Below are 22,173 nucleotides of genomic sequence, written 5' to 3' on the forward strand. Positions count from 1 at the left end.
ACAGAGTACCACCAACAGGCAGTTGATCTCTTCTCACCGTTTAACCATGAGTGGTGCACTTATTATCTGAATTCGGGCTGACTCATACGCGATCTGACAGTCTGCAATTACTGTATGAAATGGGCGTGCAGCGGACATCATAGGGGTGTCTATCTTCGTCCGCATAAGACAAGGAACGGACATTCAGATTTTTGTTTGCTACTTAGGTATTTGCCACAAAACTTCGGTTTCTATCCATCGTTGATTACTAACGAGTTAAAGTAGCAAACGGTCCAGTTGCGCTAGCGGAAAAAAAATCTAGTCATTTTCAACGTTTTGTAAATAGAAAATAGATCCTAAGTTTTCATCACTAATATTTTACGAGCTTACTGTTTCTGACGATACTATCGGTTATTCTAGGCTAGAAAGTAAAACAATAGTGTTCGATTGCTCGACAAATAAGGTATCTGAACTTATATACCTATTACGTCACTTAAGGTGTTTATTTGTAGACATTAGTTCTGTTAGTTGTATGCTTGACCATGAAAATTCTCATAAATTCTCGGTTAGATCCGATTACTATTCACTTTTAAACTTCGCTGGCTCGATAGAATGTTGAAATTTAAGAAACTGAAGATTCAAAATGTTATTGTTTGTTTAGCTCTGGTTGCGATTATCGGTTGTAACGAACAACCTCAGAAAATACGAAGAAATACCGTAGAGACAAGCGTACCCGAAGAAGAACCGAAAAACACAAAGCAAAAAAATGTACAAACAGTAGCTAAATACGAAGGGTTATATTTAGGAATGTCAAAGGATGACGCGCTTCAATATATCCGCTATGACGAAATTTCATATTCACAAATCTCTGCACTTGAGTATGTCTTTGGAGAAGACAAGGTTTCGCGTAGCAATGCTTATGAGATTGGCCTTCCCCATCAATTCTTTTTTGATATGTATCATTTAGATTTCCGAGAAAAAAACTTTGAATTCATTAGCCTATCGTTTACTGATGACGAAAATAAGTTATGGAAAATAAAAATTTCTTATGAATTACCTGAGAAAAAGGAAGATCAGTACGCTTTAGAGGTAGCCCTAAAAGAAAAGTTTATGGTTAAAACCGTACAAATAGGAAGAATAGGTTCATTAAATCTTATGTCGACTGTACTTTTTGACGAAGAACTTGCTTCTCGAAACTTAAAAAGTAAAAAGGAAGATTACCTATCTGACCTTTGACAACTGCCTGTTAGCGAATAATTTTCAGGCTACTGTTTACGTTCAAAGGGACCACCGCTTTCGCGGTGGTGACGGGCGGGAAATCGCTCAAAGCTGCCATTAGTATCGAAAGAATCCAATGACCGCTTTACGTACACAGCTGTCCAACAGCGAGCCATGACGGGCATCAAAAGACAAGTAACGGACCTTCAGTTCCAAGCTTCAATCAGTCAAGGCATTATCGGTTGGTTTGACTTGGTAACCGTTTTCTCTATCAATATTGGTGAAGTAACTATGTTTTTGTATACTGCTGACTTTCTCAGGCATCTTGTTAGTCTGATATGGTAAGAACAAAGCACAAGGAAAGATCCGTCTTAAAGGAATAATACAGCGAATGAAGCCTTCCGAGTTAGCCCCACCAAAAGCCGCAAATCTTTTCCATAAAGCAACGCAACTTATCCAAGAAATACATGGCGTCTGCCGGTTTCCAATTAATGTTGATGAAATGGCAAAAGGTGCTGCTGAATTATTTCAGTGGAAAGATCCCATCACTGATATAATTCCTGTGAGCTTAGACGGCTTTGAAGGAATGTTGGCAGGTAATGATGAGCGGTCCAAATGGATGATCGCTTACAATGATTCACTGACGTCAAATGGACGAATACGATTTACAAAAGCTCATGAGCTTGGGCACTACATGCTTCACCGAGACCGACAAGAGCGATTTATGTGTAGCAAAGAAGACATGCTTGCGTGGGATGAGGGTAAGAATATTGAAGCTGAAGCCGACAAGTTTGCCTCTCACCTATTGATGCCTATTGATGACTTCAGACAGCAGTTTAACGGGGATATCAATTTTGATGTTTTCAGTCATTGTGCCGACCGGTATCAAGTCTCGCTGACAGCGGCTATTCTAAAATGGCTAAGTTATACTGAAGAAAAGGCCGTCTTAATTGTTTCGAAAGATGGTTATATGGATTGGGCAAGTTCAAGTAACGCAGCCAAAAAAAGCGGAGCTTATTTCAAAACCAAAGGAAATGTTATAGAGGTCCCTGAAGGAACTCTGGCCTCATCGACGGATATACAAGAAGACCGCAATGGAAGAGGAGTTCCCGCAAGAAAATGGTTCGAGCACGCGGACAGCAATGCAGACTTAACGGAAATGAAAATATTTTCGAAACAGTATGATTGCACAATGACAGTACTGCTCCTCCCAAAGTTCCTTGATTGTTGGAAGCCAAAGGAATGGGATTAACTCTTTTTGAACGTTTCCAGGATCTTGCGAAGCTGTTCTTTCTCTGGAGAGCCTAGACTTTTGTAACCTCTAAAGAAAGCATCATCTAAGTGCTTTTCCTCAGGCTGGCTAGCATCATCATCAAGAAAAAAGTCGGCAGTAACGCCAAGCTGCGCTGCTATTGCAGCTAATCGCTGAGCCGATGGGTTTTTCACTTCTCTGTTTTCAAGCTCCCACAAGTAGCTTTTACTTACATTGGCTGCTTTTGCTAGAGACTCTAGTGTAAACCCCTTGTCCTTTCTGAGTTTATTGAGTTTGTTCCCCAACTGATTGGCCACGTTTACCCTCCTCAAAGTTCGGTATACCGGAAAAAACATATTGACATTAGCATATCACAATGCAAATATAAACATAATTCCTGTATACCGGAAATTAATTGACTGTATACAGTTATGCAAGTGGCTTTTTACTCTTAGTAATGGCTGTGTTTTTTAATAATAAAGAGGAGTTTGCCATGAGCAAGCCAGATAATCCGGGCAATCGTCCCGACCATCCACCGGGGCGACCTGAGAATCCAGGAAACCGACCAGATCAACCGCCAGGAAGACCCGGAACGCCTCCGCGTCCACCGTCACGACCTGTGGGGTGAGTCATGGTCTGGTTTATCGATAAGCCGGAAATGCTGCAAGACGAGCTTGATCGTCTTGCAGCAATTGGCGCAACCTATGATGTTGACGAAAACGCTAAGTCAGAAGGGAGGATTGTCATCAACGTCCAATACCGTATTGATAACAATGACCTCGACTTCATCTGTATATTTCCTGCTGAATACCCCTTCTTCCCACCAGAAATACAAAGTCAAAATTTTCCTTCGGGGCGTCATTTAGAACCGTTTGGGAAATCATTGTGTACATTTGCTGACAAGAACAATAAGTGGGATATCGCCAACGATACTCTTGCTGGCTTATTCGAGAATCAAATTACCAATATTTACAAAATCCACAAGGACCCAACACTAAATTCTGAACATGAGGATAAATTTGAAGGTTATCAACCCAGTGGTCAGTTAGTGGCAGAGCAAAATTCAGTCATTGTAGTAACATCTGATTGTGATCCAGGTGTTTCAGAAGGCCGAGGATACGTTCAGATTAGTCATGTTAAAGATGCGAAGAAAGAAGCGATAAGAGGTTGCCTCTCAAAGATTTTGGATACTGAAGGGAAAATGGTTTTTCAGGATGAAACTACGTTTTCTGATAAGTTTAGTATCAGGTTGCCCATTAGATGGTGCAAGATTACCGCTCCTTTATCAGCAGTTGATGCCAGAGGGATATACCAGCAAGTTATCACTGAGTTTCCTAATATGGAAAAAACATCGTCTGCAAGCCTGGGGAAGATAGGTGTCGATATTATCGGTGTTTGCTTCAACGAAGAGTCAAATAGAGGAACTATAGAAGTAAATTGGCTTTTCTTGGTCAGACGCATCTGGAAGGAAAAGAAAAATACACACGTCAGTCTGTCAATTATCCGTTCTGATCATCTCCATCCCAACCAGCTGTTAGCTCGAACACCGAACCTAATAGGCTTAGCGGGCAAAACAGTGACTATTGTAGGTCTCGGCGCGTTGGGATCACAAGTGGCCTTTCAACTCGCCAGAGCAGGAGTAAAACATTTCAAATTAATCGATAGAGACTACCTGCAGGTCGGAAACCTTCAGCGCTGGGCATTAGGACTGCCGTTCATTGGGATGTCCAAAGTGCATGCAGTATCGAGGATGCTTACATCTGGCTTTGTGGGGCTTAGCATTCATCCAATAGAATGTGAAATTGGTTCTACACAGGAAATAACGTTAGAAGATGGTTCTGAGGTACTGTTTTCTGAATATTTTAGTGATGAAATTATCCAAAAGTCTGACTTAGTAATTGATTGTTCAGCGATGCTCAATGTCAACCAGTATGTGTCTCAACTATGTAAAACTGTTGCTACTGATTATGTTTGGTGCAGTGCAACAAACGGTGCATGGGGCGGAATTGTTGGTCGCTCAACAGCACATTGCGATGAAGATGTTTGGTACGAATTTAATAACCAGTACGGCAATAATGTCATACCTGAAATTGCTACTGAACCTACGGGATTCGTTCAGCCAAAAGGTTGTTTCCACCCAACGTTTACTGGGGCTGGCTTTGATCTTGATACCGTATCAAATATGACAAGTCGTATGGCAGTTTCAATATTGCAAGGCGATGTATACGGACTTTTTGAAGACGATGTGTATGTTGTAGATCAATGGGCTGAAGGTAATCCAGTAGCCCCCGTATGGAAAGGGTTCAAATATCAGCATGGCTAACATCTGGATTAGTCAAGCTCACATTGATGAGATCATTACAGATATTGAGGAGTATGAACCGCTTGAGACAGGCGGCGCGTTCTTCGGTTATGTTGCTGCGGATGGGGACTATGTAATCACTGATTTAATTAGTGCTGGAGACGCTGCAAAAAGAAGCCGATATAGTTTTGAGCCTGATCAGGATTATCAGCTATCTGCAATGGCACGTCTTTATGAGACTAGTAGCGGCAGAACGACTTATCTTGGGGATTGGCACTCTCATCCGGTTAGCTCTCCTGCTTTAAGCAGGAAAGATGAAAAGACATTGTTAAATGTTGCTTTATCAAAAGAGGCTCAGTGTTCTAATCCGGTCATGATGATTTTTGGCTCCCATCCTGACAAATGGAGTATGAATTGTGTGAAATTTATTACCGGCAAGAAGAGGATATGGCCTTTCTATTCCTGCGAACATGAATCAATCAAGGTTGTTATAGATTGAGCCGTGCTTTTTTGTTGATTCACATCATCTAGCAGGCACATCTCCATCTGACACTGTTCATAACAGAGCTCACTAAATAGTGAAAGTCAGTTCAGTCCAGTAGCAGCTGTTAGGATAAATAATTAAAATGGCCGCTGACCAAATTGAGACAATAAGTCAGCGTCGGTCTAACAATGATATAGCTAAGTTCAACGTCACGATGACGTCATCGAAGGGAATCACGAATCTATCTTCTTCCTCATGTCGTAAAGACACTAAATTGCGCAATAAAACTTCAATTTGTTCAGCCCTAATATTCGAGTCTAGCACCTGGTTATACTCTGTAATTTGTTCTGCGTCATTTACTATAAACGGCATTTCTAAGCCCCTCTTCGTAAAGACTCTTATATTAATGAATCGTCAGTTTTGAAATACTGTACGAATGGCTAGAACCGACAAATAGCACCCAATAGGTCTGTAGATATTTGAGGAATGATTTGATGTGGTCTATCTACTGAAACGGCTCGGAATGCCCGGCTGCTATACCTTGGCTCTAATGTTAGGTCTGTTCGGATTCAGTGCCAAGAGTAAGTGGATTTTGCACTTTTCTTTAAATGTAACAAACAAGCAAAATATCAATACTAAAAGCATAACAGTACCGATGAGGCTTATATAACTATCTGGTGATATGATGTATTCCGTTTCTATCGCCTCACACAGCTTTTTTTACTGATACTTCATAGAAACACTCGTTTCCACTGAAAAACCATATTCTGTCTAATCATGGGAAAGATATTGAAATGTCCGCTTTTGTTTAGATTATCAATTATCAGCCCCATATGAGTACTTCACCGAAGAGCTATTGGGGGACAGATACCAGTTGATCTAAACAATGACATAAATTAAGCCTCATTAGCCTGACTGTCCGCTCCTTGTCTAAGCGCTCCATTCAAACTGACTGCTATACTTTTGTTTCCTTTAAAACAGGAGACAACTCATCCCTATGGCGCTAAAGCCTACAATTGAAAACTTATTCTGGACTTTAAAGTCCAAGCAAAAATTTAGATAAAAATGAGGAGTATTTATCTAACTTTTAGCTTCTTTCTAAATCTCATTTTCCTGCTAGAGTTAGTGAAAAATTAGAGAAATTAGATAAAAGTTAGAAAGACACCTCGCAAGGTACGTCCTTACTGGGTTTTCTAATATTTGAATCTAAGTATTAGTTACATGTATTTGTTTATGCCTGACATTTCATCAATGTAGTGACAACGCGCTCATCTTTACAGCATGCTCGCGTGATATCGCCAATCAATAACACTCCCAAAGCCCAAAAGAGTCAGCAAAAATAACGCAGTATCAATGATCTGACTATCGGTCAGCCACTTTGCTTTTCCAACCACGATCCTCACACACACTGGCAATTGTAGCCAAAATGATACCTGAGTAGTAGTAACTATACGTAAGTGAAGCCATTTTCATACACCCTCCAGCATTGCTATATCCCCTGATATGAGGGCGATCGCACATTTCACAGATCCTGCAAATTTTACAAATTGTGGAAAAATTACATAAATTTTCGGGGTGTGTAGCCAAACGCCTACACCGTGAACACTCACTTACGTTTAACACCATGAAAAATATAGCTTTTCAATTGTGGCACGACACTTGGAAAGGAGTTAGTCCCACCTAAATCGATAAAAATCTAACATAATCAGAGGTTACAACATGCAAACAACAGCGTCTCGCTTTACGCGAATCGGCGATTGGGTGTTTGAGGTCAAAATGGTCCGAGCATTAAAAGTAAAAGACTATGGCCAGCCGTACTCGTCAGTCGCAACAATCACATTAAATGGTGACAATGGCTATATCGATACCCAGATGTCACGTATTGGGGAAGATTTTAACCGCGAAGATTTTTTTACCTTTTACAATTTCTGTCAACATCTGGAAATGAAACAAGTCAGCTACGATAAGATTCGTCAGGGGATCCGGATCCCAAGGACAGTCGATATCAGAGAGAATCAGCGCAACCGTGCGCGCGTGCAACTGGTTAAGTAATTTTCCCCGGACGATACTGCATTGCCAAAGGACGGCAAATGCTATCGTGACTCAGTGATACATTCACCGCAGGTGCGGGCCAGCTACAGGGCTCTGTCCAGTATCGTTTCACACCCTTATTTTGCTGTGCTCAATGCTTTTCACAAGCGACTCACTGTGCGCGCTGGTTACTCCCACTCGTTTTTTACTGCATTGCAACGTGTCAGAGAGAAAGTAAACGCCGCGACAAATTCAGGTCTCAAGCCCCTCTTCCTCCCGTGCCCGTTCGGCCACTACCACCGAAAAGTACGCGAGAATGAAAAAGCACAAAAAGCCCAGTCCGATGGGGTACAGGTTAGTTGTCAGAAAGCTGTCTACCAGCAACGAAATAGGTACTGCGAACAAGCTGGATAACGAGCCAATGATTGCCGCCCCCAATCCCGCCATATCACCGAGTGGCTGCATGGCCATCGCATTCAGATTGCCAAACAGGATCCCGACAAAGAAAAAGCCGATAAACATCACGACTACCGTCAGCACCAGCGGTGGCAAACCGCCATACCAAAGCAGTATGGCATTGTAGACAACAGCAAAACTGATCGCGCCGGTCAGTGCAAAGCGACACAGTCGCACCATGCCAAAGCGCATTACCATGGTGCCGTTGAAAAACGAGGCCAGCCCGATAGAAAATGCCAGCGTCGCAAAGATATAAGGGAACATGGCACCGGCGTCATAAAATCCCTGAAAAATGGTCTGCGATGCACTTAAGTAAGCCAGGAACGAACCAAATATAAAGCCCATTGCCAGCGTGTACCCCATCACCGAGCTATGCGTGAGAATATACTTCGACGAGGTGAAAAACTGCGCCCAGGAAAACGCTTTGCGTCTGGAGCGGGGCAGGGTTTCAGGTTGGCGGGTAAAAAACCAAATCGCGGTTAATACGGCAACAAACAGAAACAGGGTAAAGATATGTACCCAGGAAGTCATGGCCAGCACCGCCTGGCCCACCATGGGCGCCAGCATGGGCACCAGAATGAAAACCATCATTATGAATGACATAACTTTAGCCATTGCATCGCCGACAAACAAATCGCGGATGATTGCCATGGCAGCAATACGCGGGCCTGAGACGCCAAAGGCCTGAATTACCCGGCCGATAAGCATGGTTTCAAGCGACTCGGCCAGCATACAGACCACCGTGCCCGCAGCGAAAATAATGAGCCCGAGCAGAATCGTCAGGCGACGCCCGCGGCTATCAGCAAACGGACCAAAAAAGAGCTGGCCTAATGCCATTCCGGCAAAAAATACCGACACAATCAAATGTGGCTGATGGGGATCCGTGACACCCAGCGCATCACCTATCTGAATGAGTGCTGGTAGCATGGCATCAATACTTAATGCCACCAGCGATGTGAGAGACGCCATAAGCGCGACAAACTCAACCAGCCCCAGTGTCGGGGTAGCATGCGTCGTCGTAGACGATGACTGCGACATGATTCTCCTGCTTACATAGTGCCAGGCAAACACCTGATTTGACTGTGGAATGGATAGCAGGCCAGCCGGGAAGGCGCGACGTTTTCGCTTGCCTGCAGAATAACCTGCATTGTTAGTGTGCAGATTCTGTTATTCGGACGATAGTATAACGCAACAGATAAGAAAAAGCCGCCGGCGGCGGCTCTCGTTATCGTAATTTGTCATGAACTGAACGCGTTAGCGCAGCCTGGTGATGCCATCCGGGTTGGGATGCTTATAAACAGCGGGTCTCAGACCTCTGCGTAGTACTGACAATTTAGCTCCACGCCTCGACTGTCTGTAGCGACAAGGAGAGCTTCACCTCGCTTGCCGCTAAAGCGCTGCTATCCACGCTGCCATCAGTCCAGATACTGACTGAGAAAGGCATCCATCTCTTTGAAAAATTCGCGGCGGTTCCGCTGAATACTGAGATAATGATCACCGGCATCCAGCTCAACGTACTTCACGCTTTTCCCGGCATCCTTCAGTTCTTCTGCCATATCGCGGCTTTGTTCCACATCGACCACGCGGTCTTCATTGCCATGCACCAGCAGCACCGGGGTTTTGATTTTCTCCACGTGATAATACGGAGACCGGGCTTCCAAATCGTCGTAGTCATCACCAAACTGGTTTTTTACAAACTCGTTATTGGTAAATTTCCGACTGCGTTTGACTACGTCTTTCAGGTTTGCCACTCCGGCGAAACTTACCGCACACTGGTACATCTCCGGCGTTTTTACCGTCGCCATCAGAGCTGCGTAGCCGCCGTAGCTGGCTCCCACAATGCACATTTTTTCAGGATCGGCATAGCCCTGGTCTAGCATCCACTGCGTGACGTCTGTCAGATCATCCTGCATCTGTAGGCCCCAGCTTTTCATTTGTGACTCTGAAAAGCTGTAACCATAGCCTTGTGAACCCCGGAAGTTGGGCCTGATAACGGCATACCCTTTGTTGCTGAAATACGCGGTCCAGTAATCGAAGCCACCATAATCCCGCGCACCGGGGCCACCATGTGGATGAATAATGGTGGGATAGGGCGCTTTGCCCTGTTTGGGTAATGTCAGGTAACCCTCTACTTCAACGCCGTCACGCATTTTCATTTTCACTTTGCTGTGACCCGTTAACTTGTCTGAGGTGATTTGCGGGTATTGCTGAAACAAGACATCCAAAGCGCCTTGCTCCCGGTTCCCCAAAAAGTACACGCCCGGCTGTGTATCGCTTTCGGCATACATCAGATATATCATTTCATCGTCACTGAAGCTCACCAGAGAATTATTAAAATCAGGCAGCGCCTGGTCTAACTGTGTTTCGAGGTTCTCTAACCGGTCGTTCCAGTAATAACGCCCGCCTGGCGCCTGAGAATGACGAACGCCGATGGCATCGTTAGTCACGGTGGAGTAAATCAAGCCACCATCAACGTCGTAATGTTCATCCGAATAGACTTCTTCCGTATCGCCGGTTTTCGTATTCAGGCGATACAGCGCCAGATAATCCCCCTTATACGCCTTGTAATACAGGATCGCCGGATCCACGCCGAAGCCCAGAGGTACAACGCCTTTGTCGGTCATTACGTTGTAAGAGAAAAGAGTGCGCCAGTCATCACCGTCTTTCAGTAATATTTTTTTCTCGCCGTCATCATAATCCAGCGATACTCCCAGTCTGAGATTACCCTGCCTGTCCGTACGCCAGTCCCGGATTTGACGTTTTCCGCGTTCAATGCGCTGGGCACGCGCGTTTTCAAGATTGATTTTATACACCGAGGGCACGGTCGGAACTTCGATATCAATCTCAACCAGAATATGCTCGGGATCGTCTTTCAACCAGTCAATCACCGAATCCTGAAATTGAGGGACATGATAGGCATTGGTGCTGCGACGGCTTAACCGTCGCCAGTCGATCAGGTTAACCGGCTCTTTCCCCTGGTCATCAAATTTCATACTGAACAGGCGGGTTTCGTAAAATCGGGTAGTCCCCTGTTTAGATTCATAGCGGGCGCTGATCACCAGACGGTCTTCCGTTGCCCAGCGAAACCAGTTAATTTTAATTTTTTCGTTATCCGACTGCAGAAGATAATACATGTCCTGCGATTTAAGATCGTATGTCGTTAACACCGACATTTCGCTGGGTTGCGTCAGGTTCTGAACGAAAGCAATACGGTTTCCGCTGGGAGAAAGCGCGGGTTTGATATTTTCCGGCAAGGCGCTAAAAGCACTAAGCGGAAGCGGCTCGCTACTGGTTTCCTCCTGCGCGTTGGCGACAGAAATCGTGCTGGTGACAAGCACAACAAGACACACTAACGAACAGGCAAAAAGAGATCCCTTCATACGACTTTCCTTTCACTACATCTTAATAATTATTGTCTTTGATAATCCGCAGCGCATCGCATCAACGTATCGATTATCGAAAAGTCATAATATACTAACCCTCCGGGGTTCACAAAATGTTCAGTTACCGGGCGTTATCAGGTACAAAACCTGCATCAGTCATGCTCTGACACTCTATTTATCCGGTTCACCCCGATTCAGGCAAAAGGAACAAGCGTTGTTTAAGTGTAATAGCAAAAAGAACAGGCGTAAGCCGTTACCGCCTGCCAGACTTTTTCTTTTTGCGCTAATCTGGTTAAGCGGGATGGTTGTCAGCCCCGCCCATGCCGTCGACTTTGAGATTAAAGGCGTTGACAAGGATAAGGTCCGCGACAACATCAGTCTTTATTTGAATAATCTGGACATCGAGACCGGATTACTTGCCGATCCTTTCTGGCAGGAGGAGATCCAGAAAACGGTCTCCACTGCAGCTGAGCCTTTTGGCTACTACAACAGCGAAACCTTTATTGAAGTGACCGATGATGACACGGTTATCCTTCAGGTAAGTCTCAACACGCCGCTGAAAGTGGCTAACGTGACCCGTGAGATTATCGGCGCCGGCCGCGAAGATCCTGATTTCCGACAGCGATTTAACAAGTTTCCTCTGAAAAAAGGGGATGTGTTGTTACAGCCAGTCTATGAGTCCTTTAAATCATCCATGCTGAATTACGCGTTAACGCACGGATATTTTGATTTTGCCTGGCAGGCTACCCGGCTGGATCTGGTTCGCGAAGAACGCGAAGCCAACGTGTTACTGATTGCACAAAGCGGTCCGCAGTACACCTTTGGCGATATCCGCATAGTGGGCGAGGACAAAGCCGAAGCGATTATCCGTCGGTTGGTCCCCTTTGAGGTGGGCGAGAAATATTCATCCACCAAGCTGACCGAATTTAACCGTCGGCTTAATCAGTCGGGCTACTTTTCCCGGGTGATTGCCCGTCCGGTAGTCAGCGACGCTGAATCGCTGCGTGTGCCTATTGAGGTATCCGTCTCACACCGTCCACGGGACAGTTTCGACGTAAGATTGGGTGCCGGCACAGATACCGATGGGCCACGGATAAAACTGGGGTGGGACAGGCCATGGGTTAACTCGCGCGGACATTCCGTTTCTGCTGACCTGTTTTTATCCAAACCTGAGCAATCCCTTACCACCGATTACCGCATACCCATGCGGGATATCACTAATGACTATGTCAGCTTCCAGGCTGGCTATCAGTTTATTGAGTATCAAAACTCGCAGACAGAAAGCGAAACCTTATCGCTTGCAGTCCACAGGTACTGGCAGGAAAACAACTCTCCCTGGCAGCAGGATGGCTCGCTAACCTATCTGCGCGAATACTTCGTACAGGGAGCGGACCCGGAGCAGACTACCTCGCTGATTATGCCGGGTTACGCCATTCGGTATTTAGAAAAAGATGGCGACTTAAACATTAATAACGGCACCTACTTTCAGGCGTTTTCACAGATAGGTCGCGACAATTTAGGTTCTGACATCAATATTGTGCGCAGTATTGTTGAAGGCAAGATGATTCGCACGTTTGCTGACGTCCACCGTGTTGTCGTGCGCGGTGAAGCGGGCGCAATTAAAACCAATGATTTCTCCCGGGTCCCGGCCTCACTGCGATTTTTTGCCGGTGGTGACCAGAGTGTAAGAGGGTACGATTACCGGGATATCTCACCGCAAGATACGGTTATTGACCCGGTAACCGGGGAAAGCTCTTTAGAGCCTACCGGAGGCAAGTACCTGGCCACGGCCAGTGTAGAGTACGCTTATCAGTTCGCCGAGAGCTGGCGGGCTGCCGTGTTTACCGATATTGGTACTGCCACTAATGACTGGGATACAGACCCGCGCTACAGCGTCGGTACCGGTATTCACTGGATATCGCCCATCGGGCCAATTCGGCTGTATATTGCCCGGAATTTTGATGATCGTGACAATGTAAATAAGTGGCAGCTTCACTTTATACTGGGGCCTGAGCTATGAGAAAACGTACGATCTCGCTTTGGGTCTTATCGCCGTTTGTGCTGATTGCGTTACTTCTGGTACTGCTGCTCAGCCCGTTGGGCTCCCCGGTTATTCGCTATGCGGCGGTTTCTTTCGTTCCTGGCCTCACCATCGACAATATTGACGGTTCGGTTTATGGCGACATGACTGTCGACGATCTCGTTTGGCAGGACGCGTCGTGGAAGGTCGAGGTAGGAAGCGCGACAGTAAATCTGTCCTGGCGCTGCTTGATGGCGCCGAAAGTATGTATTGAAAAGCTGGCTGCCTCTGATATTACGGTGACTCAGCTTGGCGTATCTGAAGACACCGAAGCCGACGACGCTCCCGCAGAGCCATTCTCATTGCCTGTTGCCGTGCGGCTGGACAACGCCCGCATTCGCCAGTTGCGCGTTGAATTGGCTGAGCAGTCTGTCGCGGTTAAACAGATCACCCTTGCCGCCCGGGCAAAAGATGAGATTGTTATCAATGATCCGGTCATCGAGGGTCTTACCGTCCGGTTACCCGCGGCCAGTGAACCGCAGACCCAGACACCAACCTCTTATTCGTTATCTTACAGCGCCCCTCAGCTGCCGGAAGTCAGGCTGCCTGTCGCCATAACCATTAATCAGTTTGCGCTGAAAAACACCACCCTGTATCAGGGCGAATCGCCACAGGCTATTCCAGCAGTGACCTTTGACAAGCTGGTGTTCAAAGACACGCATCTGGATATCGACACCCTGGATGTTGAGCATGAGTCAGCTTCGCTGCGTGCTGATGCCGACGTGACGTTCGAAAATGATTATCCACTTAACCTGCAGGCAAACGCCGCTATTTCGCTGGACGAAAATACTCGCCAGAAGCTGGATTTAAGCGCATCGGGGTCGCTTTCCGATCTGACGCTGGAGCTGGATGCGACGAATGCCTACGACATTCAGGCCAGGGTTCATGCGAACATTCTGAGTGACACGTTACCTCTGGATATATCTGCGAACTGGGATGAGCAACCCCTGCCCATGCAGGCGCAAGGCACTCTTCATGAAGGGGATATCGTCCTTTCCGGGACGATGGGTGACTACACGTTAACAGGCTCCAGCGCAGCCACGCTACCCGATATTGGCCGCGTCCCCGTCAATGTCGATGTGGTATTAAATCGGAAAAACATTCGCGTCAATGATATCACCGTCGCGTTGCTGGAAGGTAAAATCACCAATACAGGAACCCTGTACCTGAACGAGAGTGTGTCTTGGAACGGCAAGACCCGCGTCAGCGGCATTTCCACTGCGGACTTAGTCCCACAGGGCCCCACCAACATTACCGGTGGATTCACCAGTCTGATGCAGCTGACAGACAAAGGTCCGGAGATGAGCATTTCCGAGCTCGCTTTCAGCGGAACGGTTGAGGAGCGTCCGATTAACGTGTCCGGCTCTGTTGTCTACGCGTCAGGCAGCGATATCATTGTCGGTACGCTGGCGGTAACCCAGGACACCAATACAGTTAATGTCGCAGGGCAAATTTTCAATAAACGCTACCTTGATGCCACCGTCAGGCTAGATTTGCCAGATATGAAAACCCTTTACCCCGGAATTGCTGGCAGCGCCAAAGGCGATATCCGCGCTACCGGCGACTGGCAGAATCCTTCAGCCAAGGGCGATGTGACATTTGCCGACGTGCAGGTTTCCCCATCCATCAACTCTACACTGGCAGCTCAGGGGCCGCTCAATGGCACGTTTGGTGTCGACGGGGCTCTCGCCAGACATGAGCTTGAGCTCGATGTAACCGTACCGGAACACAGCGCGAAAATATCACTTACGGGTCAATGGGAGAACAATCAGTGGCAGGGGAAATTTACCAACAGTGAGTTAGGGATCCTAAATACCCGCTGGAAACTGGACTCTCCGTTTACTGTCACTCTGGTTCCGGAACCATTGAGCGCGACGGTCAGTTCGCATTGCTGGCAATCCCGCGCAGAGGGAAGCCTGTGTATTGAAAATGTGCTTTATAAAGAGGAAAAAGCACAGTGGACCGTCAATGCCAACGCGCTGCCGCTGGGGATATGGGCCAACGAGTTAGCCCCGGCTATCGTCCCTGACGCGCCTGACGCCACGCTGTCTGTCAATACCCGCGGCCAGGTAGGTGCCAATACACCAATGTCGGCAACGTTTTCCGCCAACATCACTCCCGCAGCCTGGACGTTAGGTGAAGAGCGCCCCATTACCATCACGCTAAGTAAAGTAAACACAACCGGGACGTTCAAGGACGGTGTACTACAAGCTACATCACAGTTTGTCAGTGATGAATTAGGAGAAGCGAGCCTGTCAGTGACGACAACACCGCTTGAAGACACACCGACGCTTGACGGCAACATTCAGTTCACTGGTATCAACGTGTCGCCACTGCAGCCCTTGTCGCCGGCAATTCGTCAGCTGTCGGGGAAATTAAATGGTGACATTACCCTTGGCGGCAGTCTGGACAGCCCTTCACTGAATGGCTCGCTGGCCCTTGAGGGCGGCGCACTGGATGTTGAGGACATGCCGGTGTCGTTAAGCAACTGGCAACAGTCAGTCACATTAACCGGTCAGCAGGCTGAGTTTGACGGCACGTTTAAACTGGGTGACGGTGAGGGTAGCCTTTCAGGCAGCGCTAACTGGTCTGGCGACCCGGAGTTTACCGCACGACTCAAAGGAAAACGCTTTGAGGTAAGGCAGCGGGATATTCGCATGCAGGTATCGCCGGATCTCACTGCAGAGGTGTCGAAAGAAAAAATCGACGTATCCGGTTCAGTAAATATTCCCTGGGCGCGCATCGTCATCGAAGAGCTCCCGGAAAACGCGGTGTCGCCCTCCAAAGACGTTCATTTGCGTGGCGAGCCGCCCTCAGACGACCCGCTGGACATTATTCACGCATCTGTCATGGTCAATATCGATAAAGCCAGGTCGGGGGAGGTCAAGCTTGAAGCATTCGGGCTCACCGCAAACCTGCATGGCGGGATCCGTGTGAATACACAGCCTTCGCTGGTTGGCTATGGTGATTTGCAGATCCTTGACGGGCGTTATGAAGCTTACGGACAAAACCTGGTAATACAAACCGGGGAGGTACAGTTCAATGGGCCAATCGACCAGCCCATGCTGCTGGTGGAAGCCATTCGCGATCCGGCGAAAACCAATGACGGGGTTATTGCCGGTATACGCATTGACGGCCCCACGGACAGCCCGAACGTGAATCTGTTCTCAGAGCCCGCCATGGACCAGCAGTATGTGCTCTCGTACCTGCTTACCGGAGAAGGCCCGAACACGGAAAGACAAAGCCCGAATTACAACGCGCTGCTGTTAGGATTTGGTTTATCCAATACCAAAGGCCTCACCGGACAAATCGGTGACACGCTGGGAATAGAAGACTTAAGCCTGAGCGCCAGTGAATCCGGCGTTAGTGTGAGCGGTCAGCTTACCGACAGACTCTCGGTACAATACAACGTGGAAGTTGACGCCATACAGTCTGAATCAACAAATGGCAACTTACGTCGCCGTCAGCGCCCGCCTGATCTCACGGTACGCTACAAACTGTTACCAAAGCTGTTTTTAGAAGCCGTACAAACGACTATCGAAGACGAAAGTGAATACGCGCTGGATTTGTATTATCAGTTTTTCCTGGGCGAGAACAAACCAGACGAGGAAGAAGATGACGGCGAGGACGAGGACTGAGTCTTGTCGTCATTGCCTTGAGTGTCGCTGCAGGAACTTATCGTTTCACCGGCAGCGAAACATTATTGCCCGGCGTCGGTTAAATCCGTAATGCGCCCGTTTTTTAAACTGTAAATCCAGCTGTGGATCTGCAGATCCTGGCCCCGGGCCCAGGCATCTTTGACGATAGTTGTACGTCGTACATTATCAGCCTGCTCTTTTACGTTCAGCTCGCACAGTCGCGCTGATCGTTTGTTTTCCGGCAGGGCTATCAGGTCATTATAGTGGCGTTGATACACGTCTTTGATATGACCCAGCCAGTTGTCGATCAGTCCGAGTTGCTTCTCCCCCATCGCGGCCTCCACGCCACCACAGCCATAATGGCCGCATACGATAATATGTTTCACTTTCAGCACGTCTACCGCGTACTGCAGCACCGAAAGGCAGTTAAAATCGGTATGGATCACCATATTCGCCACGTTACGATGCACAAAAATATCACCGGGTAGCAAATCCACTATCTGGTTAGCCGGCACCCGGCTGTCTGAACACCCAATCCATAAATAATCGGGGGTTTGCTGCTTAGACAAAGTATCAAAAAATGCAGGATCCGCTTCTTCAATTCGTGACGCCCACTTTTTATTGTTATCCAGTAGCTGTTTGATTTCTTTCATCTTGCGTTCCCGGCTTGGGATTAAAAGTCAGAGTGGTACCTGTCTGCTCAGACATAAGAGACAGGTCAGGCCCCGGTCATTCGCGTATCGGTTCTGCGGGAAACACCCGAAGGCGATGCCAGCCTGCCCACCAGCATTGCGGGCCGGGTTTCAGCAAGTGAACCACCATGGGTAACCACTGCCTGGCTCATCCTGCGCCAACCGCCGTATCGTGATGATGATGCATGATATGCAACCTCTGCAGTGACAACTTGCTTTAGTGCGATGCGAACAAGCCACTGAGGGCTGACGTATTCAAGCCCTCTTAACGCTGGCGTTAAGGTGCTACCTCACTATCATGGCCCTGTTCCTGCTTTAAGGCCAGCAGTTCTTCGGCTTTCTGGTGAAAGCGGGCCTCCCGCTTGTTTGCCCAGAGATAGAAGCCAGCCATAGCTACGCTGGTGATAGATATCGCCAGCAACGCTTTGGTCTGTCGGGCTTGTGGCACCTCGCCTAAAACAAACAATACCGCATAGAAACCAATAAGAAAAAGAGCAGTGGTCCAGCTTGAATGCTTTGTCAGCCACGCGATTCTGGCGTTGTTGCGCATTTGCTTTATCAGCATATCCAGATAATTCGCCGTGGCCGTCTGAAATCCCGCTGCGGCCAGCCACCGCAGTCTCGCCAGATAGATAAAAATCGGCAGGGTAACCACCAGCAATACCACAATCATTGTGGCTGCTGCGCGGGATAATTGATCCCACTGAAAGATAAAGAAAATTACCATTGGGACCAGACAGGCAAAATCCAGAAATAAATACAGCCGCTGCTTCAGCGTCTGCCTGCGACAATCCTTTTTAATTTGCTCCGTATCGATGGTTGATACTTTCTGCGTCTGCCATAACCGCGCAAGGTCATCATCATGCGTCGTCATCTTCGAAGCTCCTGTTTATGGCTGCTTTTGCACGTTTTAATAATACGCCAACGTGACTGGTTGTGAGTCCGCAAACGTCAGCAATTTCATCGTAAGATAAACCTTCTAAAGACAGCGTTAGCACTTGTCTTCCCGGTAACGGCAGGGCTCTGACTGCGCGCAGCAGGCGCTCCAGTGACTTATGCTGTTCTACCGCTTTCTCCGGCGACCAGTTACCCTCAGCAGCCGGGCTGTTTTCATCCTCATAGGTTTCGGTATGCGGGGCTCTGACCTGGCTGGCAACGTGTGACACCGCACGGTTGTGGGCCACTTTCAATATGTAGGTTTTCACACTGCTGTTGCCCTTAAAGCGCGCCATTGCCTGCCATACCGCCACAGCAATTTCCTGCAGCAACTCCTGCTGCAGCGCGTCGTTCGCCTCGTAACTGCTGGCTACCCGGCCCAGCAGTGCGCCATAGTCCCTGAAAAGTTCTTCGAATTGACGTTGCAAGCCTGTGTTCCAAATAAGTGATAAAGAAGATGCAACTACGTGCACGCTATCTGTGTAGTCAGTATGAAAGAAAAAATATTACATCCGGCTTGTAATATTTTTTTCTGTCGAACGACTGATAGGTTGAAGCGCAACAAATCGGGCTGTAGCGCAGCACCAATTTAACCTGATGAGGACGATATCATGGAAATTTTTTTATTACTTAGTGGCATTGGTATTACCGCACTTACTGCTTGCTATCTGGATGCCAGATACCAATGGCGTTTAAACGACTGGATGAACGGCCAGTGCAGTAATCCGTTTGCGACAACCTCGTCGCTGCGGGCAGATATTAAGCACAAAGATGAGCATATCGCGCAATTGCAGGCGCGTATAGAAACCCTTGAAGCCATTGTGACAGAGCCTGCCTACGAGCTGAATAAAAAAATCAATGCGCTGAAGTGATGACAGAACCAATTCGGGTTCGTTACGGCGTCATATCTGCCTGGCTCAGAGGTAGAATACAAGCCGTGCACAAACCTACCAGCCTCATGGCTTTCTGTAGTGCTCCGCGTCATTGTCGCTTATGCCGGTAACCCGCATAGGGTTGGGTACCGGCGATGGTTTTAGCCTGGCGTATCCGGGGAGGTGGCAGCGGCGCGTTTTATCGCTTTGCGTCCCGGCAGCGGCACTTTGCCCATGGCAATCGCGTTGCCAAACAGCACCACGCCAACGCCAATACCCGCCAGTAACGTCCATCGGTATCCCTCAAAAAACGTTGAGATGATGAGCGCCACTATAGGATATACCAGCACCACATACGCGGCTTTGTCCGACCCAATTTGCTGTAACAGTTTCATGTATGAACCGAAAGCCAGCACAGAGCCGAAAACCCCCAGATACAACAGCGCTATATAAAAGTCAGGGGAGTCTGGGAGGGCAAACGACTGACCACCAATGAGCGCCGAACCATACAGAAACACCAGCCCGTATGTCATGGCGTAGAAGTTCATCTGAATAACAGGCGTGCCCTTGTCCAGGATCCGTTCAGAAATCACATTCCCTACCGACGCGCAAAAGAAAGACACCATTGCGATCCCCAGCCCCAACGCCAGTGCGGCATCAAGTCGCACATGGGCAAATTCCGGAATGAAAATCAGCGTGATCCCCACCATGCCCAGCGTCGCACCAATCAGCACCTCAGGTCTTACAGGTTGTTTCAACCACCAGCGCCGTAATCCGACGTTAATATAAATAATGCACGAACTCATCAGTGCGAGAAGGGCGCTGATGATGAAATGCTGTGCCGCATACAACAGCGTGTAGTCCAGGGTATAAAGAAACAATCCTACACCGGCCATTTTGATATGAATGTGTAGCGGCAATCGCATCGGAAGACGGCGAATCAGACAAAACAGGCCCAGACATAATGACGCAATAGTAAACCGCCAGGCCACCGCGACCAGCGGTGGTGTTTCCCCGGTCTGAAACGTAATGGCAATCCAGGTTGAGCCCCATATCAGCGCGCAGGCTATAAAAAGAAATGCGTTGTTCACAAAAAATTACTCTGCCTGTCTGAGAAACTGCGCCAACTGGTTAACCGCATCGTCCAGTAGGCGCTGACGCGCTTCCCGCGCCAGCCAGGCTGAGTGGGGGGTTATCAGTAGCGTAGGGTGGGAAACCTGCAGTAGCGGATGCGACGACGGCGGAGGCTCTTCTGACAAGACATCAAGGCCTGCGCCGCCAATACGGTGATGATGCAGAGCGTCTGCGAGTGCCTCTTCGTCAATCAGTCCGCCCCGCGCTGTGTTGATAATAAAGGCATGGTCAGGCAATAACCCCAGTAGCGTCTCATCCACCAGCTTGTTTGTCTGCTCACTCAGTTGGCAATGCAGACTCACTACATCGGCAGTGGGTGCCAGAGAGGCAAGTGAGGTCCTGTTATCGTTAGGTTTACCGGGCCTGGCTGCCACAGATACCCGCATGCCCAGTGCCCGGTAGAGCGACTCAACACGCTGACCAAGATCGCCATGACCCACAATCACAGCATGCTTTCCGGCAAGCTCCACGACCGGGTAGGAACTTAAGCAAAATTGCGATGCCTCAGCCCATTTTCCGTTTTGCACATCGCGATGGTAATCCGCAAAGCGGGTGGCCAGATTCAGCAACAGCATCAGCGTGTGCTGTGCCACCGTCTCGGTGCCATAGCCGGCCACGTTGTTAACGACAATACCGTTATCATGACAATATGCCAGATCGATATTGTTCGTGCCGGTCGCCAGTACCCCGATATAGCGGCATTGGCTGGCGCGCAGTGAGGTTTCATTCAGCACCACTTTATTGGTAAGAATAATATCGGCATCGGCAATTCGCTCATCGGTGTTTTCGGCGCTGGTCTCATCGTAAAACGTCCATTCTACAGGCAAGCCGGACAATGCATCGGTTTGCAAAGACGCAGGAGACATAGTGGCCCAATCCAACACAACGCCTTTCATTACAACCCTTCCGTAATGCTTTCTAAAGCTTCTTTCACTCGCGATGGTATTGGCACCGCGTTGTCAGTCTGACGGTTTACAAACACATGCACAAACTGACCGTGAGCTACGCGGCGCTTTGCGTCACCTGCATACACTGATAAGCCATAGGTGACAGAGCTGCGACCTACTTTTATTACGCGCAGTCCTACATAAATCGTTTCAGGGTATTTGGCCGGCGCTACATACTGACACTGTGAGCTCACTACATAAGCCACCACCTGGCTGTTCTGGATATCCAGCCCGCCATGCTCAATCAAAAAGCGGTTTACTGCCGTGTCGAAAAAGCTGTAATACATGACATTATTGATGTGCCCGTAAGCATCGTTGTCCTGCCAGCGTGAGGCCAGCGTCACGGTGTAAGGGTAATCCTGCAATGAAGGGGTAATATCAGTCATGACTCGTCCGGTGATAGCAATGATGTGAACACCAGAATACCGTTGTTAGAGACGGGGATCTATCTCTATGCTACGCAAGGGATGATGCGAATAAGTCTATAGTCGCTCAGGCTCACAGCCAATTGACTAATCAAGGTGGCCTTTTGCAGGCCTAACGGGTCAAGTCAAAAAAGACTAACGACGAGTAGGTGCCTTGCTGTAAGCCCCGAAGGGCGAGCGCTGAAGCATGCACTTACGACGTTAGGCTTCTTGGCAAGCATGACTGCCATTCCTTGCGAATCCTGCCTAGCAACTACCTACTTCAGGACTCGCTGAGTGACCACAGTCTTGTTCGCATCTTTCCAAGGTTATTATTTTCTGATACTGCGTATCACAGGCTCGGT

Annotated in this window: 18 protein-coding genes; 8 read left to right on the top strand and 10 right to left on the bottom strand. The window is 48.1% G+C overall.

Features of this window, described 5'->3' with window-relative positions; all coding sequences use genetic code 11:
- Positions 1-591 precede the first annotated feature (591 nt).
- Together JKP77_RS15390 and JKP77_RS15395 are read left to right on the top strand one after the other, a co-directional pair.
- Positions 592-1,215 carry a hypothetical protein gene (locus JKP77_RS15390; protein WP_218312051.1) on the top strand — a complete coding sequence of 208 codons (624 nt, stop codon included), beginning with the start codon at positions 592-594 and terminating at the stop codon, positions 1,213-1,215.
- A 373-nt stretch (positions 1,216-1,588) separates the two neighbouring features.
- Positions 1,589-2,449 (top strand): ImmA/IrrE family metallo-endopeptidase, encoded by an 861-nt coding sequence (locus JKP77_RS15395; protein ID WP_218312052.1) that lies wholly within the window; start codon positions 1,589-1,591, stop codon positions 2,447-2,449.
- Here JKP77_RS15395 and JKP77_RS15400 read toward each other — a convergent pair.
- Complete coding sequence (locus JKP77_RS15400) at positions 2,446-2,766, bottom strand: helix-turn-helix domain-containing protein (protein WP_218312053.1); 321 nt, start codon at positions 2,764-2,766, stop codon at positions 2,446-2,448. The genes JKP77_RS15395 and JKP77_RS15400 overlap by 4 nt on opposite strands.
- 314 nt (positions 2,767-3,080) lie before the next feature.
- On the opposite strand from JKP77_RS15400, the gene JKP77_RS15405 reads away from it, so the two are divergent.
- The 3 genes from JKP77_RS15405 to JKP77_RS15415 all read left to right on the top strand — a co-directional run bounded on the left by JKP77_RS15405 (position 3,081) and on the right by JKP77_RS15415 (position 7,287).
- Entirely contained in the window at positions 3,081-4,772 is a 1,692-nt protein-coding gene (locus JKP77_RS15405; RefSeq protein WP_218312054.1) for a ThiF family adenylyltransferase, read from the top strand.
- Positions 4,765-5,250, top strand: a complete 486-nt coding sequence (locus tag JKP77_RS15410; RefSeq protein ID WP_218312055.1) for a Mov34/MPN/PAD-1 family protein — start codon at positions 4,765-4,767, stop codon at positions 5,248-5,250. Before JKP77_RS15405 ends, JKP77_RS15410 begins: the two co-directional genes overlap by 8 nt.
- A gap of 1,704 nt (positions 5,251-6,954) precedes the next feature.
- A complete protein-coding gene (locus JKP77_RS15415; RefSeq protein WP_218312056.1) occupies positions 6,955-7,287 on the top strand; it encodes a hypothetical protein in 333 nt (110 codons plus the stop codon).
- A 231-nt stretch (positions 7,288-7,518) separates the two neighbouring features.
- Here the strand turns inward: JKP77_RS15415 and JKP77_RS15420 are convergent, their stop codons facing one another.
- The gene (locus JKP77_RS15420) at positions 7,519-8,760 is read right to left on the bottom strand and encodes a multidrug effflux MFS transporter (RefSeq protein ID WP_218312057.1); all 1,242 of its coding nucleotides are present in this window, start codon (positions 8,758-8,760) and stop codon (positions 7,519-7,521) included.
- A gap of 377 nt (positions 8,761-9,137) precedes the next feature.
- Positions 9,138-11,102 (bottom strand): alpha/beta hydrolase family protein, encoded by a 1,965-nt coding sequence (locus JKP77_RS15425; protein WP_246601230.1) that lies wholly within the window; start codon positions 11,100-11,102, stop codon positions 9,138-9,140.
- A gap of 217 nt (positions 11,103-11,319) precedes the next feature.
- Here JKP77_RS15425 and JKP77_RS15430 point away from each other — a divergent pair, with 217 nt between their 5' ends.
- Both JKP77_RS15430 and JKP77_RS15435 read left to right on the top strand, forming a co-directional pair.
- Positions 11,320-13,125: an autotransporter assembly complex protein TamA gene (locus tag JKP77_RS15430; protein WP_246601231.1), complete on the top strand. Its 1,806-nt coding sequence runs from the start codon at positions 11,320-11,322 to the stop codon at positions 13,123-13,125.
- Positions 13,122-16,823 (top strand): translocation/assembly module TamB domain-containing protein, encoded by a 3,702-nt coding sequence (locus JKP77_RS15435; RefSeq protein ID WP_218312058.1) that lies wholly within the window; start codon positions 13,122-13,124, stop codon positions 16,821-16,823. The genes JKP77_RS15430 and JKP77_RS15435 overlap by 4 nt, the downstream gene beginning before the upstream one ends.
- 62 nt (positions 16,824-16,885) lie before the next feature.
- Here JKP77_RS15435 and can read toward each other — a convergent pair whose 3' ends face one another.
- The 4 genes from can to JKP77_RS15450 form a co-directional block, all read right to left on the bottom strand.
- On the bottom strand, positions 16,886-17,476 hold the full coding sequence (gene can / locus JKP77_RS15440; protein WP_218312059.1) for a carbonate dehydratase: 591 nt from the start codon (positions 17,474-17,476) through the stop codon (positions 16,886-16,888).
- A 65-nt stretch (positions 17,477-17,541) separates the two neighbouring features.
- The gene (locus JKP77_RS22585; protein WP_274608671.1) at positions 17,542-17,667 is read right to left on the bottom strand and encodes a hypothetical protein; all 126 of its coding nucleotides are present in this window, start codon (positions 17,665-17,667) and stop codon (positions 17,542-17,544) included.
- Between the two features lie 125 nt (positions 17,668-17,792).
- Positions 17,793-18,389, bottom strand: a complete 597-nt coding sequence (locus JKP77_RS15445; protein WP_218312060.1) for a hypothetical protein — start codon at positions 18,387-18,389, stop codon at positions 17,793-17,795.
- A complete protein-coding gene (locus JKP77_RS15450; protein ID WP_218312061.1) occupies positions 18,376-18,879 on the bottom strand; it encodes an RNA polymerase sigma factor in 504 nt (167 codons plus the stop codon). The genes JKP77_RS15445 and JKP77_RS15450 overlap by 14 nt, the downstream gene beginning before the upstream one ends.
- Before the next feature lie 183 nt (positions 18,880-19,062).
- On the opposite strand from JKP77_RS15450, the gene JKP77_RS15455 reads away from it, so the two are divergent.
- Entirely contained in the window at positions 19,063-19,323 is a 261-nt protein-coding gene (locus JKP77_RS15455; RefSeq protein ID WP_218312062.1) for a hypothetical protein, read from the top strand.
- 161 nt (positions 19,324-19,484) lie between these two features.
- Here the strand turns inward: JKP77_RS15455 and JKP77_RS15460 are convergent, their stop codons facing one another.
- From JKP77_RS15460 to JKP77_RS15470, 3 genes are read right to left on the bottom strand one after another with little or no spacing between them, the layout of a single operon-like run.
- Entirely contained in the window at positions 19,485-20,414 is a 930-nt protein-coding gene (locus tag JKP77_RS15460; protein WP_218312063.1) for a DMT family transporter, read from the bottom strand.
- A 6-nt stretch (positions 20,415-20,420) separates the two neighbouring features.
- A complete protein-coding gene (locus JKP77_RS15465) occupies positions 20,421-21,353 on the bottom strand; it encodes a D-2-hydroxyacid dehydrogenase (protein ID WP_218312064.1) in 933 nt (310 codons plus the stop codon).
- Entirely contained in the window at positions 21,353-21,790 is a 438-nt protein-coding gene (locus JKP77_RS15470; protein ID WP_218312065.1) for an acyl-CoA thioesterase, read from the bottom strand. The genes JKP77_RS15465 and JKP77_RS15470 overlap by 1 nt, the downstream gene beginning before the upstream one ends.
- Positions 21,791-22,173: the final 383 nt, after the last annotated feature.

Origin of the sequence: Alteromonas antoniana (assembly GCF_019249295.1) — a bacterium.
Classification (GTDB): Bacteria; Pseudomonadota; Gammaproteobacteria; order Enterobacterales; family Alteromonadaceae; genus Alteromonas; species Alteromonas antoniana.

What these genes read in the sequence shown, in the direction of transcription:
- JKP77_RS15395 (WP_218312052.1), top strand. Translation starts at nt 1,589, where the DNA reads ATGAAGCCTTCCGAGTTAGCCCCACCAAAAGCCGCAAATCTTTTCCAT.
- JKP77_RS15445 (WP_218312060.1), bottom strand. Translation starts at nt 18,389, where the DNA reads ATGACGACGCATGATGATGACCTTGCGCGGTTATGGCAGACGCAGAAA.
- JKP77_RS15410 (WP_218312055.1), top strand. Translation starts at nt 4,765, where the DNA reads ATGGCTAACATCTGGATTAGTCAAGCTCACATTGATGAGATCATTACA.
- JKP77_RS15390 (WP_218312051.1), top strand. Translation starts at nt 592, where the DNA reads ATGTTGAAATTTAAGAAACTGAAGATTCAAAATGTTATTGTTTGTTTA.
- JKP77_RS22585 (WP_274608671.1), bottom strand. Translation starts at nt 17,667, where the DNA reads ATGAGCCAGGCAGTGGTTACCCATGGTGGTTCACTTGCTGAAACCCGG.
- can (WP_218312059.1), bottom strand. Translation starts at nt 17,476, where the DNA reads ATGAAAGAAATCAAACAGCTACTGGATAACAATAAAAAGTGGGCGTCA.
- JKP77_RS15420 (WP_218312057.1), bottom strand. Translation starts at nt 8,760, where the DNA reads ATGTCGCAGTCATCGTCTACGACGACGCATGCTACCCCGACACTGGGG.
- JKP77_RS15470 (WP_218312065.1), bottom strand. Translation starts at nt 21,790, where the DNA reads ATGACTGATATTACCCCTTCATTGCAGGATTACCCTTACACCGTGACG.
- JKP77_RS15405 (WP_218312054.1), top strand. Translation starts at nt 3,081, where the DNA reads ATGGTCTGGTTTATCGATAAGCCGGAAATGCTGCAAGACGAGCTTGAT.
- JKP77_RS15435 (WP_218312058.1), top strand. Translation starts at nt 13,122, where the DNA reads ATGAGAAAACGTACGATCTCGCTTTGGGTCTTATCGCCGTTTGTGCTG.
- JKP77_RS15465 (WP_218312064.1), bottom strand. Translation starts at nt 21,353, where the DNA reads ATGAAAGGCGTTGTGTTGGATTGGGCCACTATGTCTCCTGCGTCTTTG.
- JKP77_RS15455 (WP_218312062.1), top strand. Translation starts at nt 19,063, where the DNA reads ATGGAAATTTTTTTATTACTTAGTGGCATTGGTATTACCGCACTTACT.
- JKP77_RS15425 (WP_246601230.1), bottom strand. Translation starts at nt 11,102, where the DNA reads ATGAAGGGATCTCTTTTTGCCTGTTCGTTAGTGTGTCTTGTTGTGCTT.
- JKP77_RS15415 (WP_218312056.1), top strand. Translation starts at nt 6,955, where the DNA reads ATGCAAACAACAGCGTCTCGCTTTACGCGAATCGGCGATTGGGTGTTT.